Below are 15,046 nucleotides of genomic sequence, written 5' to 3'. Positions count from 1 at the left end.
CTTAAGCCGAGGACCGTTTTAATCAACTGACGTTGTTAGTGAACGACAATTTGTTCACCCAATACAAGCCAGTCGCTGTGTTGCGACTGGCTATTTTTTGTCCTTAGTAACGACATGCTTTATTGAGGTAATGTCGTCAGCATCAGTTTGGTGCCATTGAATTTCAACTGTCCGAGCAGTGTTTTCGCACTTTCTCTTCCTGACTCGTCAAATTTCAAACCATACCGAACGTGGTGAATCGAGCGCTGTAGATTACAAATTCGTCCAGTTAGAGGTGAAAAACTTTGACTATGTTGCCGCTCAGTCGAGATATCAATACTGACATGATCGCCAACTTGCCAATGGCGGCTTAATGGCGGCGTGATGAAACGGCAACCATTTTTCGATAAGTCTCTCACTTCACATTCAGAACGTTGGTTTTCACAAATCACACGAGCTGCTAATTTAACCTCATAACGGGGTTCTTGACGTAATTGTGTTACCTGCATGGTATTGGGGATAGAAAGCACCAAGAGGGCTAAAGGATCTTGAATCGTATGCAGCAGTTGGCTGCGGAAATGAATTTTTGCACCTTCACCGCGTGACGAAATGGCGCGAATATGGATCCAAAAACCTTGCTGGAAGTAATAATTCAAGTCATCGGTTGAGATCTTAGGCGTTTCAATCAGTAAATAAGTGTCTGAATGAGTACCAATGAACGCTGTTTTGCAAAGAAATTTTGTTCCTACCGGTGTGGTAATACTCAACGTTAACTCACTGCCATGTTCGACCATCGCTAAAGCATCAATGCTGTTGACCGTGGTGACGATATCGGCCGCTGATTGTGGTTTCGGGTGAGCCAGTTTTTCATGATTGATTAATGACGTTGTATGCATAAATGCTCCGCGTTCAGACTTTTTGGGTGCAATCGTTGCTTTGTCGATTTTTTACGGGGTCTGAATTCGCTTTTTGTGAAATTTATAAAAATGTTCAAGGCCCGATCCTAGGTGGATTCGGGGCCTTTTCCAAGCAGTTTAAGCAAAAATTAAGCGTTTTAGATCAAGTTTGTTGTGTTTAGCTATTCACTACAAACTTGATTGCGGCCATTGGCTTTCGCTCTATAAAGCGCTTTGTCGGCGCGGTAGAAAGTGCGTTGAGTATTTTCACCCTCGCGGTGGAGGGTGACGCCAATACTAACGGTAAGCCCTCGTTCGCCTAATATGGTTTGCCAATCATAATGGACGATGCGTTCACGAAAGGTATCGGCGTGCATAATGACTTGGTCTAATGAGCAGCCCTCGAGTATGACTAAAAACTCTTCCCCACCAAAGCGTACACAGGAGGCGCCACGAAACTTAAAATAGTCGGCAAGCGTTTCAGAGACATGAGTGATCGCTTTATCGCCGACTAAATGGCTTAATTCATCATTAATCGATTTAAAGTGATCAATATCTACCACTAAAAAAGCAAAAGACGTCTCGTGGAGCAGTAAATCTTTCAGTTTTATTTCTAACCAACGGCGATTATGTAATTGGGTTAATGGATCGGTGAAGACATCTTGCTGTAATTGGGCGACGGTGTTTTTTTGGTGCTCAGTCGTCTCTTTTAGTTCGCGGTTTTCTTGTTCAGAGAGAATCAGTTTTAACTGTGGTTCGAAGCGAGCCAAGCGGCGCAATTGAGCTGCTCCTAGCTCGCCAATCGGAATACGTTTTACTAAATCAGATTCTAAACGAAAGCCTTTTTTCTCATAATATAAAGCGCGTTGATAGTCGCCTTGCCGTTCACATACTTCACTGAATGCCGCATAGAGGCTCTGTTCTAAAATCGGTACGTTAAGTTTCTTAAGACGTTTTTCCGTCGTCGTTAATAGCAGTGCGGCCATGTGGGCTTTATCTAATTCTAACAAACAATAGGCCTGTTCAATGCGTATCATGTTAGATAGCCACATCGAATGGACGTTACCACTCACGTATTGGACATGGGATAGTCGAGTGACTGCTTTTTCCAGTTGACCATGTTGGCGATATAACTTCGCTTGATACAGCGCGATTTGCCCCATCAAGGTTTTATCACTGACTAAGATACTAAGCTCTTCACACTCTTTGAGCAGATCATGGGCAGCAGAAAAGCGTTGCAGGTGCAAATAGCAAGACAGCATATGTAATTTATAGCGTAAGCGTAATGATCGGCTGCTGAGAGCGTGGTCCAGTGCATCAATTTTTTGGTAGTAACGCAGTGCACGGTTATGGTCGCCATAGGCTTCACATAAGCTCCCCATCCCCAGTACAGATTGTGCAAAATCATCAATATAGCCATGAGTAACGGCAAGGTGCGAGATCGTCACGTATTCGTTGAGTGCCGCATGATAGTGGCTAAGTTCGATTAAGCGCTCGCTGAGACTCTGTTTAATATTCAAAATGAGCTCGATGTTTTTGCTTGCGCTAAGTAGATCCAGCGCTGCGTTTAATTCCTCTGAGCTGGCTGCTAATTGGTGAAGCTCTGCACGATACTCGGCACTTAATGTAAGACACAAGGCTTTTTCTTCAGGGGAATTGGCGAGATGTTGATAAACATGACGCCAAAAGATGATTGCTTCTTCTCCATTCACGGCGGTGACATCTAACCCTGCATCCTGAATTTTATTGAGCAGTGTTTCCATTGGTCTCTTCCTGTGCTTGAAGTTGTTCTAATTGTTCCAAAGTAAACGGAAAACTCAAAATATCATGCCAAGTTAAGCGCGGTTTTGGCCCGTTTAATCCTTTACGTTGCCATGGATAGACATCCAATATTTGCTCTAGCGTATGATAAAACTGCTGGGCTTGAGGACCGGTTTCTGCCAACAATAACGCTAATCGTGTTGGGCTTAAACGGGATAATATATCCGGCGCGACACATAAGGTATGGATGATTTCCGTGCAGGTATCTAAATAGGAGGGATCGTCATGACGAATGATCAACACGCAATGTTTACTTTGCTTTAATTCCGCTTTGTAAAGCATCAGTTGCTCCCACCAGTAGTTTTCGGACACCACATTAGATAAATGTTTCTGTGGGTCATATTCATACTGGGAGCGGATACGGTGAGTGAGTTTTCTCGCCCGCTGCTCCAATTGCCGTTTTGAGAGACGCGCCTTATCTAACACTAGGTGCGCGGTGTGTTCACGTTGCATGGTAAGAGAAAGCTGTCGATATTTTTGAAAAGCGGCCAAGGCTTGCGGGTAATTACCACACTCTTCCGCGACTAACGATTGTTGATAGCAAATTTGCGAAAGCAGCTCTCGATCATCGAATTTCTCTGCAGATTGTTCGGCCAAAGCGAGTAACTGACCGGCTTTATCGATGTCTTTACGCAATAATTCTAATCGTGCGCGGCTAATATAAGCGTGAGCTTTCATCCAGGGCAGGTTATGTCGCTCAGCTAAATCATGCGCGCGTTGTGTGGCTTGTTCGGCATCCTTTAAGCGTTCTAGCCCTAATAATGCGAGGCTACGAAAATCCCATATTTCTGCTTGCCAAGTTTGATCAGCATGAGTTTGTAAGGCTTCTTCTGCTCCATCGAGTACGGAAAGCATATCTAAATAGTGATTCAGTAGATAAAGGTCCCAAGCCCATAAAATTCGAGCTTTGCCTTCTAGCCAAGCGATTCGACAATTGTTGGCGACTTTAACGGCTAATTCATGGGTGGAGCAAGCCAGTTGATAATCATGAGTCATGCGCCAAATATTACCCAGTCCGATAAGGCTTTCGATTAGGATTTCGGTATCATCGACAAGGGAAGCTTGTTCCAGCGCGTTAATCCAATATTGTTGTGCGGTGTAATATTTTGCTTGTCCCCAGAAGTGCAGAGCATGAACATGAAAAATTTCGGCGAGATAATCATCATTATCTTGGCTGTGTTGGTGGAGATAAGCTTGCTTAATGGTTTTCAAACCGAGGCGATAATCGCCATTGACCCAAGCGCAACGTGAGAGAATGATCTGTAATTGTAAGATACCTTGAGAATAATCCAACTGCTCGGCTCGAGATAAACATTGCTGAGCAATAGCGAAGACCTGATGTGGCTCAGAATCAATGCGCGATTTTAACGGCTTAATTTCCTGCTCGAGGAGGCGCTGATGCTTATCCAAATGATCGTCCTTATCAGTACCATACTTATTATTAACCTTAGGCCATTTTCCCTAACCAAGGAGGGTTGAGCCTCTTTATGTATGATCTTTAGGCTTAAGCTTATCTTTATCGACACGTAATGTACTGTGAATTACTTGATGGCACCGTATTTATTGATCTCAGTTCACATTTCTTGATTCACTCTCAGGATCAGTAAGACGCTCTCTCTTCTTCGTTTAATACGAATGCTCGCTGAATCGAACCGTGATGATTGAGTTCGATAAACGTAATGTTGTGCTGAACCTTGTCCCAAATGGTGAAAACGAGGACAACATTTAAATGTCGCGCAAGGCAGCGTTACGATAAGAGCTCTTTCAATGTTAAAGGATGCTGAGTTACACCTAAGTTTTGTGCGGCGGTAAAGCCATATTTATCTTGATAACAGAGGTTATGCCAAGCTCGGAAAATATCCAATAACGGCAAGATGCCACCGGGACGTAATTTACGACGCGGCTCATTAATTAGCGATTCAAACAGTAATTGGAAACGCTGTTGGTAGAAAGCTATTTGACGGGTGGAAGCGATCGATAGCCAATGCTCGGGATCGGGCTGATTACCCGCTAAATAACAGATCCCTTTCGCGCTATTCTGGTGATGAATAATCGCCCATCGATCTCGCCACCAGCCCATAAGGACGATATCAATTTTGTTGAATGGATGATGATTTGACCAATTTTCATCTTCTTCAACGTACATCAGATGTACCGTGTTATTTTGAATGCGAGGTAAGCAGACACTCATTGAGGCAGAGCGTAGTAAAGGATCTTGGGGCATAAAAATTGTCACAGGTTTATCACTGTGGCACAGATCGAGCACATGCAGATAATGAGCATACGCGGTATAGGGCGGGCGAATCAATGCTCCTTTTGATGGATAATCAAAACGCGTTAAATTCCCCATTGGGTCTTCAACATTGCCTCGCGCTAAAATCGTTTGATATTTTTGATCAATCCGTTCCCGTAAAATAGATGAAGAAACTGACAGTGGCAGGTTTGATTCTGAAGAGTAATCTTTACTGACAAAACGGGCAGGTAGATGATAAGGATCGTGATCGTTCGTTCCTTGCGCCTGTTCATGGATTGAATAGTTGACATGCTGACACAAAATATAACCGGTTTTGGCATCACCCGTTGCCATCCACAGCGCGCCATTATTGCTGCGAGGTTGTAGCGGCAAATAATAAGAGGCTAACTGATACGTCTTGGCGTGATTGACCCATCGAGCGTCAATCATGGCTAATTTACGTCGACATCGGCTGGCAATGTGTTCGACGTGATCATAAAAGGTTTTAGGATTGATGTGTAACTTGCGGCAAATATCGCGTACAGAATATCCGGTGAACAGTAAGCCGAGTAAGCTCTCTTGTAATGAAAGCTTATTATTAGATCCTGACCATTTGTCGACAAAAGTCGAGTGACACTGTTTACAGCGGTAACGCTGTCTGTCACCACTGTAACCAAAAGCGTGATAAAGGTGCTTATGGGTATGCACCGATAAGCCAAAGTTTTGGCAACTATCCCGTCGGCATGCTGGTAAACCGTCACTGTGCTGTTGCCGCAAACGATGCAGCTCATTGAGCACATCGCGATTGTTAAGTAAGGGGGGGAAAGCTCCACACTCACGACAAACCATCGTTGGTCGCTTTGGATTTGCATGTTGCAAAACATAATGTTTTGCGTCGCTCAAGCCAAAGTTATCACACGCCAATGTTTTACAAAAGTTGAGTTGCAAACCTTCAGCGGCCGCCGGTAATTGGTCGTTAGACACGATCTCCCCCTCGGGGTAAAATTTAAAGGTTGATTGCGGTATCGAGTGCAATGGTCATCATCTCATGGAACGATTTTTGACGTTCTTCAGAGCTGAGTTTTTCACCACGTAAAATATGATCAGAGACGGTGAGAATAGCGAGTGCGCGAGCGCCATGCTCAGCCGCAACACCATAAATACCAGCGACTTCCATATCGACACCTAAGATGCCTAGTTTTTTCATCTTTTCAAAAATTTCTGGCTCTGGAGTATAGAAGAGATCGGCAGAGAAAATATTACCGACTTTAACTGGAATTTGATGAGCGCGCGCTTGGTTAACCGCGGTTTCTAGTAATTCATAATCGGCCACAGCAGCAAAATCGTGTCCGCCAAAACGGATGCGGTTTACTTTTGAATCGGTTGATGCGCCCATCGCGATCACCACATCCATTAAGTTAACATCATCACGAACAGCACCACAGCTACCGATACGAATGATATTTTTTACGCCATATTCGGCCAGCAGTTCGTGCACATAAATGCTCGCAGATGGAATACCCATACCGTGGCCCATGACCGACAATTTGGTACCTTTGTAAAAACCAGTGTAACCGAACATGTTACGGACATCACAAACTTGGGTCACATCATCTAAATAGGTTTCGGCGATGAATTTTGCGCGAAGGGGATCGCCAGGCATCAAAATCGTTTCTGCAAATGCGCCTGCTTGTGCGTTGATATGTGGGGTCGCCATCATTTTTCTCCAAGAGTTAATCAGTCACAATAGTTAATTACGATTATTGTTGACTGATGAATGTTCAGTTGCAGCAATACTATCTTGTCCTACCAGTACTCCATGAGAACTAAGTCACAAAAATACGTAGATAACCATTTTATTGCCTTATTGATAACTAAATATGTTTAATGTGATGGCGCAATCGATTTGTTAATCGTTTGAATCACAAAACACTCGTTTCCTCGCTGTCATTTTAGGTTTTTAGCGGCTTGATCGAATAGGGAAACTGACGACGCCCCGTTTTCATGTACAAAAAAATAATTTGTATAACTTTGCGGAGCTGTGCTATACCTTATACAAATAAAATAATTGTACAACCATGAGTGATGTTACCCAACATTATCGTCATTAGGAGAAAAGAAGATGGAATCGATCCCTGTTCGCGTTGGCATTAGTGCTTGTGTTCTTGGTGAGCCGGTTCGCTTTGACTCAGGCCATAAGGTAAGCAATTTTGTCACCAAGGAGTTAGCCAACTTCTTCGAATTTGTTTCCGTTTGTCCCGAAGTGGGTATGGGGCTACCAGTGCCACGGCCAACCATACGTTTAATGTCGAATAATGAACGTATCGCTTTGGTTGAGACAAAAGATGCCAGCCGTGATCATACGGCGGCCTTACTCAATTATTCTGAGCAGAAAATAGAGCAGCTGCAATCTGAGCATTTATCCGGTTATATCGTGTGTGCTAAATCGCCGACTTGTGGCATGGAAAGAGTCAAAGTCTACAGTGAGCGAGGTGGCGCAGAAAAAAATGGCGTCGGATTGTACACACAACAATTAATGCAACGTATGCCTTGGTTACCCGTAGAGGAGGATGGTCGATTAAATGATCCTGTGCTGCGAGAAAACTTTATCACCCGCGTTTTTTGCTTAAATGATTTCTACCAATCGCTTGGCTCGCAGCCAACGGCCGGTAAAGTGGTAGAGTTTCATTCTCGCTACAAACTTGCCTTGATGGCTCATCATCCGATGTCTTATAAAGCCTTAGGACGATTAGTTGCGGAAGTAACCAAATATCCGACCGAAACTTTTATTGAGCAATATCGTTTAGGCTTAATGCAAGCGCTTACTCACCGTATTAGCCGCAAAAATAATACTAATGTGCTGATGCACATCCAAGGGTATTTTAAACGATCCTTGACTGCGCAGCAGAAAGCCGAGTTAGCGCGAGTGATTGACGAATATCGTCAAGGGCTATTGCCTCTACTCGCCCCTTTAACATTAATTAAGCACTATCTCTCCATGTATCCGGATGAATACCTTAGCCAGCAGCGTTATTTAGACCCACACCCACAAGCATTGAGATTACGCTATGGACTATAAAGAGAAACATTATGCGATTCGAGAAGTCGCCGAGTTAACTGGCGTAAAGCCAGTGACGTTACGCGCTTGGCAGCGACGCTATAGCTTGTTGCAACCTTTACGCACAGAGAAAGGGCACCGGCTGTATACCGAACAGGATATTCAAACTATCCAAACCATTCAGAGCTGGTTACTAAAAGGGGTCTCGATTGGCAAAGTCAGTCAGTTATTACACAGTAATCAGCTACCGGAAAGTGAGCTACTTGAAGCAGAGGGAGAGTTAGAAGCGTGTTCGGCGTTACTGGACGCCTTGGCTAAACTGAAACGAGCCAAAGCTGCGAATGTGATTGCGACAGTAATGAAAGAATACCCTTTAGATATTGTTGAGGCGCAGTTTGTGTTGCCGGTGATTGAAGCTCTGGAAAAGGTCAAAGGTCCGTTGCGCTCGTTGCAAAAAGGGCTATTTACTAGCCTGATGCTCAGTAAATTATCGAGTATTCTTGAATCGGAAAATAAAGCGGCGCATCGTGGCCCTTGTCTGTGTATTAGTTTTGATGGACATGGCAGCATTCTCGCTTGGCTTTGGGCGGTGACATGGGCCGAAAAAGGCTATCAAGTCACCTTTATTGAAGGCGTTGATGATATCAGTGGCTTACTCCAGCACGAGAGTTTGCACGACTGGCAACGGGTGAGTGTGTTTTCACATCGAAGTTTGGCTGAAACGCAGCGCTCTGCGTTGGCTCAGCTAAAAGTTCAATTGCAGGATCACTTAGTTTTATCCAGTGTACTGGACATTTTAACTCATCAGGAGAATGAGTCATGAAACTGGTCTGGTTACGCCGAGATTTACGCTCGGTGGATAACACGGCACTACAGCAGGCGATTGCTAGTGGTGAATCGGTCTCGGCACTTTTCGTTGCTACCCCTCATCAGTGGCAACGTCATGACTTGGCTCCGATCCAAGCCGATTTTATTTATCGTCGTTTGTTTACTTTGCAGCAAGAATTAGCAGCGTTAAATATTCCTTTATTTTACAAACAGGTTGATGATTATCAGCAAGCAAGCCAAGTGGTCAGTGAGTTTGCCCAAAGCTTGTCGGTCAATCAAGTGTTGGTCAATCGCGACTATGAATGGAATGAACAGCAGCGGGATAGCCAAACTGAACAGGCACTAAGTACGCTCGGGATTGATTGGTTAGCGTTTGATGATAAGTGCCTGCTTACGCCTGGGCAGGTATTAAATAAACAAGGGGAGTATTTTAAAGTCTTTACTCCTTTCAAACGGGCATGGTTGAGTCGGTTTACACCGCCAGTCATCGCTTCAACTTCAGCTGCCGCAGTCAATCCGTTGTTAGGTTCTGAACACAACGCGTTGTGGAATGAGAGGCAAGACTTTGCTTATCCACGAGTATCAAGTGATCAATGGCCTGTAGATTTTGAAACTGTACGCCGTCAATTACGTCAGTTTTGCCAGCAATCGATCGATGATTATCATCAGCAACGTGATTTTCCGGCGCAGGAAGGTACGAGTCGGCTTTCTCCTTATTTAGCGATTGGCATGCTCTCGGTTCGGCAATGTATGGCGCGAATGTATGCGCAAGCACAATCTGCCTTATTATCGTCTGGTGCAGAAACATGGTTGAGCGAGTTGATTTGGCGCGAGTTTTATCAGCATCTATTGGTGTTTGAAAGTAAATTATCGAAAGGCAAAGCTTTTCATTCATGGGGTGACCGACTGCAATGGTCGGATAATAAGCAAGCTTTTGCTCGTTGGTGTGAAGGTAACACTGGCTATCCGATTGTTGATGCGGCGATGCGGCAATTAAATCAAACCGGTTGGATGCATAACCGATTAAGAATGATCGTGGCGAGTTTTTTGACCAAAGATCTGCATATCGATTGGCATTGGGGAGAGCGCTACTTTATGCAGCAATTAATCGATGGTGATTACGCTGCGAATAATGGTGGTTGGCAATGGTGCGCTTCAACGGGGTGCGATGGTCAGCCCTATTTTCGAATCTTTAACCCGATCACGCAAGGTGAGCGGTTTGACCCCAGTGGACAATTTATTCGTCAATGGGTGCCTGAACTGGCCTGTGTGCCTGCTGCCTATATTCATACGCCTTGGAAATGGCCGGGTGTTAAGTCTCTGTTATATCCTTCACCGATGGTTGATCATAAAGTAGAAAGAGAAGTAACCTTACGTCTCTATAAAGAAGCAAAGGATAATCATATTGATGTGGCGTAACGGGTTTCTTATTGGCTTACTCTGGTTAAGTGGGCTCGCCTCTTTGCAGGCGGCAGTGTATGACTTGCCTAAAGAAGGCAGCCGCTTAGTCGGCCGCATGCACTATCATGAGGTGCAAGAGGGACAAACGTTAGCGCAGATAGCAGGTCAATATGATGTCGGTTTTCTGGCTTTAATGGCAGCCAATAAAGGCGTTGATCCGTTTCTACCGCAAGCGGGTTTAGTGTTGACGATTCCTTCACAAGTCATTTTACCTGAGGTTGAGTATCAAGGCATTGTGGTCAATCTTGCTGAGCTGCGCTTGTACTATTTTCCGCCGAATACTCAGCAGGTGCATATTTTCCCAGTTGGAATTGGTCGAATTGGTCGTGATACGCCAGAAATGACCACACAAATCAGCCAAATGCGCCGTAATCCAACTTGGACACCGCCTCAGTCAGTACGTAATGAGTATTTGCAGCGTGGCATAGAGTTACCCGCGGTAGTTCCCGCTGGTCCAGATAATCCGATGGGTAACTATGCGATGCGCTTAGCTTATGGCTCAGGAGAGTATCTTATTCATGGCACCAATAAAGATTTTGGGATTGGTATGCGTGTGAGTGCTGGCTGTATTCGTATGGATCCGAAAGACATTGAGTGGCTCTTTCATCAAGTGGATCGCGGAGTCAAAGTGCGGATCATTGATGAGCCGATAAAAGTCACCTTAGAGCCAGATCGCAGTGTATACCTTGAAGTTCATGAGCCTTTAACTCGCAGTGATGGGAGTAAAAAATCTCTTGATTTACCCATTGAATTAACCTGGTGGTTGAGCGCATCCAATCATTCGGATTCGCGAGCTCGAGCGGCGATTGCTGCGCAAAATGGCTTCCCAATACAGGTGGTGGCGCCATCGTTCAATGACGATTGGTGAGAATCATTTACCTTTGTGATTATCCTAATTCATATTTTTGTCACATATTTGTAATAATGTGCCTTCCGCCAACGGGATAGGATTACCTAAAATCGTGATTCCTGTGCTATAGTCCGGCCCGGTTATAGCCATGCAGCCTGTTGCGAACTTGAGTTTTTCCTTGGTTTCGACTCACAACCTATCCATGAGTCAGAGTATTCCACTACGATAGGAACAAGTAAATTGCAGGCTAGGGCGTGTTGATTTTTAGCTGAAAACGCATAGCTAAAGGTGAATGCGCTCTAGGGACATCTTCTCTTGTTCTATCCCAAATGATTTGGCGATAGAGGTTATAGCCACAACGCTATCCGATAGCATCGGTCATTTCTGTTGCTCTAAAGGAACCTATTAGTCCAGAAAGACCCGCTTTCGCGCACGCTCAACAGCAAAAAGGAGCGCCGCCACCGACTTGTGGTGTGCTCCTTTTTACCTTTTAAAGGGTAAACAGCGTGAGTTAACCATCGCTTATTCCACCCATTAAATCAGCCTAAGGCGCACAACAACGGTTGAGATACGTATCTTTGTGAACGTGAGCTATCGAATAGACTATCCCATTAACCCTCAATCATCATGGAGGATGAAGAGCATATTATGATGAGGTTGTATGAATCATTTAATTTCAGTTGGGGCACTGGAGTCCTTTTTAGTGGCGATCAGCGTGCTGTTTTTAGGCCACTTTGTTAATGCTAGGCTACCGATTTTAAATAAATTCAATATACCAGAGCCGATTGTCGGAGGCTTAATCGTTTCATGCCTGATCAGCATGCTGCATTTTTATGGTATGGATTTAGAGTTTGATTTACCGCTGCAAAATACCTTTATGCTGATGTTCTTTGCCACTGTTGGCTTGGCGGCGAACTACACGCAACTTATCAAAGGCGGGGCCAAGGTGTTTCTGTTTTTGGCCATCGCGTCGTTTTATATCATTATTCAAAATGGCATCGGTGTCTCGATGGCGACCGCGTTGGGTTTAGATCCTTTAATGGGCTTAGTGGCAGGGTCAATTACGCTTTCTGGCGGACACGGTACTGGTGCCGCTTGGTCGCAAACTTTCCAAGAGATGTATGGCCTTGATAATGTGCTTGAGATAGCCATGGCATCGGCCACCTTCGGTTTGATCATTGGCGGCTTAATTGGTAGCCCAGTAGCCCAACGTTTGGTGAACAAACATAATATGGAATCCGAGTATGGTCGAAGCTCTAAAACTCATGAACGGCATCCTGAAATTATCACTTATAACGAAAATGAAGAAGATAAAGTCACCGGAAAGAAAGTAGTTGAACAACTGTTCTTTTTGATTGTTTGCGTGGTTGGAGCGCGATACGTGTCACAATGGGCAAGTACTTTAGAAATCCAATGGCTGATGATCCCTGATTTCGTTTATGCCTTATTTATCGGCGTGATCATCACTAACGTACTCGAAGTGACGAAAGTTCGTAAACTTGATACTGAAACCATCGACATGCTGGGAACCGTCTCGCTGTCCTTATTTTTGGCGATGGCGTTAATGAGTTTAAAACTGTGGAATGTACTTGATTTAGCCATTCCATTCTTAATTATCCTCACCGTTCAATCCATCGTCCTCGCTTTCTTTACCTACTACGTGACTTTTAAATTCATGGGTAGCAATTATGATGCAGCAGTCATTGCTGGTGGACATTGTGGTTTTGGTTTAGGAGCGACACCAACGGCAGTGATGAACATGGGTTCGATTGTCAATCGTTATGGTCCTTCACCACAAGCCTTTATGGTCGTGCCGATTGTCGGTGCTTTTTTCATTGATATTGTTAACCTGATCGTCTTGCAGGGCTATATCAGCTTTTTTGGTTAACGATTGTATTGAGACGATGACTGAGGTTAGCGTTTAAATTACCGCTAATAGAAAGCAAGCCCAAGTTGCTAAACGCCGCTTGGGCTTGCTTTTTTCCTTTCTCTTTTTCTGAGATTGTTCATATACCCTTCCTACTGGCAGCTGTAGGGGTGTTGGCTATGTTCGCTCACCCAATCACATAGCCTATCCATGCTCATGGGGATGATGAGATCCATCCGTGGCTCTTACCAAAGGCCAGCCTACGGCTGTTCAAATTTGTCACTCACTTACCGCCTATCTGCAACTCTAAGTTGTTTGGCTATAAGCAACCTTTTTTAATCGTGACTCGTGTGAGGGCTTATGTTCACATTTTTCTCAAATTACGAGAATTAATAGCGATTAATTTGCTTTTTATTCTTATTTTTTGGGAATTAAACGGCAATTGGTTCTAGAAATGCAGGCTATTGCTAGGCACCCTGCCAAAGTACCCATTTCAATTAGGGAATCATCGAAATCATACATGCAGTTGAGAGGTAACATGAATCAGGTTATTACTATTGGACCACTAGAGTCTTTTCTTGTGGCAATCAGTGTGTTGTTTTTAGGACGCTATATTAATTTTAAAATCCCAATATTGAAGAAATTTACCATACCAGAGCCGATTGTTGGTGGCTTGGTGGTCGCCAGCGTATTGACCATTTTACATTTTAATGCCGTGGATATACGTTTTGATTTGCCGTTACAAAACACCTTTATGTTGATGTTTTTTGCTACTGTTGGCCTTGCCGCGAATTACACTCAATTGATTAAAGGCGGCCTTAAAGTCTTTCTATTTTTGGCTGTCGCTTCTCTTTTTATCGTTGTCCAAAACGCCATAGGTATCTCGTTAGCGACCTTGCTTGGGTTAGATCCCTTGATGGGACTGATTGCGGGGTCGATTACCCTGTCAGGTGGTCATGGGACGGGAGCGGCTTGGGCACAGACTTTTCAAAACGTCTACGGTTTAGATAATGTACTCGAAATAGCCATGGCTTCTGCGACGTTTGGTTTGATCATTGGTGGGATCATTGGCAGCCCAATGGCGAAAAAATTGATTGATAAACATCATCTGCAATCTGACTACGGCATTGGCAATCAAACTCATCAGCGTTTTCCTGAGCTTGTCACGTATAACGAACATGAAGAAGATCGCGTTACCGCCAAAAAAGTAGTTGAAAGCTTAGCCACCATTTTACTGTGTGTCACAGGGGCACATTATGTTAGCCAATGGGTAGCACATTTTCAGATCGCTTGGTTAATGGTTCCGGATTTTGTTTATGCGCTCTTTATTGGTGTTGCCATCACCAATCTGTTGGAGGTGAGCAAAATGGGTAAGATCGATACCGAAACGGTCGATATTCTAGGCACTGTATCGCTGTCATTGTTTCTCGCAATGGCGCTGATGAGCCTTAAGTTATGGAACGTGTTTGATCTTGCGCTGCCCTTTTTAATTATTCTTAGTGTTCAATCGATGATATTAGCGCTGTTCGCGTATACGGTGACTTTTCGAATAATGGGCAAAACTTATGATGCCGCAGTGATGGCGAGTGGTCATTGTGGTTTCGGTCTAGGGGCGACGCCAACGGCAGTGATGAATATGGGCTCGATCGTTAATCGTTATGGCCCTTCACCACAAGCCTTTATGGTGGTGCCCATTGTCGGTGCCTTTTTCATTGATATTGTTAACCTGATCGTTTTGCAAGGGTATATCACTTTGCTGCGTTAAGATTGGTTATCCTCCTATCAATTGGAAACGGTAGAGTGAAGTAGCCAGGAGCTAGATAGATTCCGTGATGATTCCTCTCGATAATGATTAATGCTTTTATAGGATGATAAATCAGATTTTACTGACTATTCATTTTGTGTATCTCTAGGTACGATAGCCAGATAGCATTTGATACTGTCACCGTTAGTGCTGGCGAAAGGTGGGTATCCGCAAATGAGTTTGGTTGATTACACGATGGATTGGTTAATTAATCGACGATTACGCCAAGGTTAAGTCAGCCAATCGAAT

11 protein-coding genes are annotated in these 15,046 nt (G+C 44.2%); 6 read left to right on the top strand and 5 right to left on the bottom strand.

All coding sequences use genetic code 11. The features are described 5' to 3' along the window. Positions 1 to 119 precede the first annotated feature (119 nt). From BSR11_RS13170 to deoD, 5 genes are all read right to left on the bottom strand, one after another. Positions 120 to 773 (bottom strand): flagellar brake protein, encoded by a 654-nt coding sequence (locus tag BSR11_RS13170; protein WP_240004076.1) that lies wholly within the window; start codon positions 771 to 773, stop codon positions 120 to 122. Positions 774 to 1,057: 284 nt separating this feature from the next. After that, positions 1,058 to 2,638 (bottom strand): GGDEF domain-containing protein, encoded by a 1,581-nt coding sequence (locus tag BSR11_RS13160; protein ID WP_072670802.1) that lies wholly within the window; start codon positions 2,636 to 2,638, stop codon positions 1,058 to 1,060. Then, positions 2,619 to 4,106 carry a hypothetical protein gene (locus BSR11_RS13155; RefSeq protein WP_072670801.1) on the bottom strand — a complete coding sequence of 496 codons (1,488 nt, stop codon included), beginning with the start codon at positions 4,104 to 4,106 and terminating at the stop codon, positions 2,619 to 2,621. The genes BSR11_RS13160 and BSR11_RS13155 overlap by 20 nt, the downstream gene beginning before the upstream one ends. 337 nt (positions 4,107 to 4,443) lie before the next feature. Beyond that, positions 4,444 to 5,913: a lactate dehydrogenase gene (locus BSR11_RS13150; RefSeq protein ID WP_072670800.1), complete on the bottom strand. Its 1,470-nt coding sequence runs from the start codon at positions 5,911 to 5,913 to the stop codon at positions 4,444 to 4,446. Between the two features lie 22 nt (positions 5,914 to 5,935). Next, the gene (gene deoD / locus BSR11_RS13145; RefSeq protein WP_072670799.1) at positions 5,936 to 6,646 is read right to left on the bottom strand and encodes a purine-nucleoside phosphorylase; all 711 of its coding nucleotides are present in this window, start codon (positions 6,644 to 6,646) and stop codon (positions 5,936 to 5,938) included. Positions 6,647 to 7,051: 405 nt separating this feature from the next. Between deoD and BSR11_RS13140 the strand changes: the two genes are divergently transcribed. The 6 genes from BSR11_RS13140 to gltS (BSR11_RS13115) all read left to right on the top strand — a co-directional run bounded on the left by BSR11_RS13140 (position 7,052) and on the right by gltS (BSR11_RS13115) (position 14,758). Further along, positions 7,052 to 8,008: a YbgA family protein gene (locus tag BSR11_RS13140; RefSeq protein ID WP_072670798.1), complete on the top strand. Its 957-nt coding sequence runs from the start codon at positions 7,052 to 7,054 to the stop codon at positions 8,006 to 8,008. Then, positions 7,998 to 8,810 (top strand): MerR family transcriptional regulator, encoded by an 813-nt coding sequence (locus BSR11_RS13135; RefSeq protein WP_072670797.1) that lies wholly within the window; start codon positions 7,998 to 8,000, stop codon positions 8,808 to 8,810. Before BSR11_RS13140 ends, BSR11_RS13135 begins: the two co-directional genes overlap by 11 nt. Next, positions 8,807 to 10,234 (top strand): deoxyribodipyrimidine photo-lyase, encoded by a 1,428-nt coding sequence (gene phrB / locus BSR11_RS13130; RefSeq protein WP_072670796.1) that lies wholly within the window; start codon positions 8,807 to 8,809, stop codon positions 10,232 to 10,234. Before BSR11_RS13135 ends, phrB begins: the two co-directional genes overlap by 4 nt. Next, the gene (locus BSR11_RS13125; RefSeq protein WP_072670795.1) at positions 10,224 to 11,144 is read left to right on the top strand and encodes a L,D-transpeptidase family protein; all 921 of its coding nucleotides are present in this window, start codon (positions 10,224 to 10,226) and stop codon (positions 11,142 to 11,144) included. The genes phrB and BSR11_RS13125 overlap by 11 nt, the downstream gene beginning before the upstream one ends. A 643-nt stretch (positions 11,145 to 11,787) precedes the next feature. Beyond that, positions 11,788 to 13,014 (top strand): sodium/glutamate symporter, encoded by a 1,227-nt coding sequence (gene gltS / locus BSR11_RS13120; protein ID WP_072670794.1) that lies wholly within the window; start codon positions 11,788 to 11,790, stop codon positions 13,012 to 13,014. 517 nt (positions 13,015 to 13,531) lie between these two features. After that, a complete protein-coding gene (gene gltS, locus BSR11_RS13115) occupies positions 13,532 to 14,758 on the top strand; it encodes a sodium/glutamate symporter (RefSeq protein WP_072670793.1) in 1,227 nt (408 codons plus the stop codon). Positions 14,759 to 15,046 lie beyond the last annotated feature (288 nt).

This window comes from Vibrio injensis, assembly GCF_001895205.1.
Lineage (GTDB): Bacteria > Pseudomonadota > Gammaproteobacteria > Enterobacterales > Vibrionaceae > Vibrio > Vibrio injensis.
Note: the sequence above shows the minus strand (reverse complement) of the source record. Positions and strands in the feature narration are given on the sequence as shown.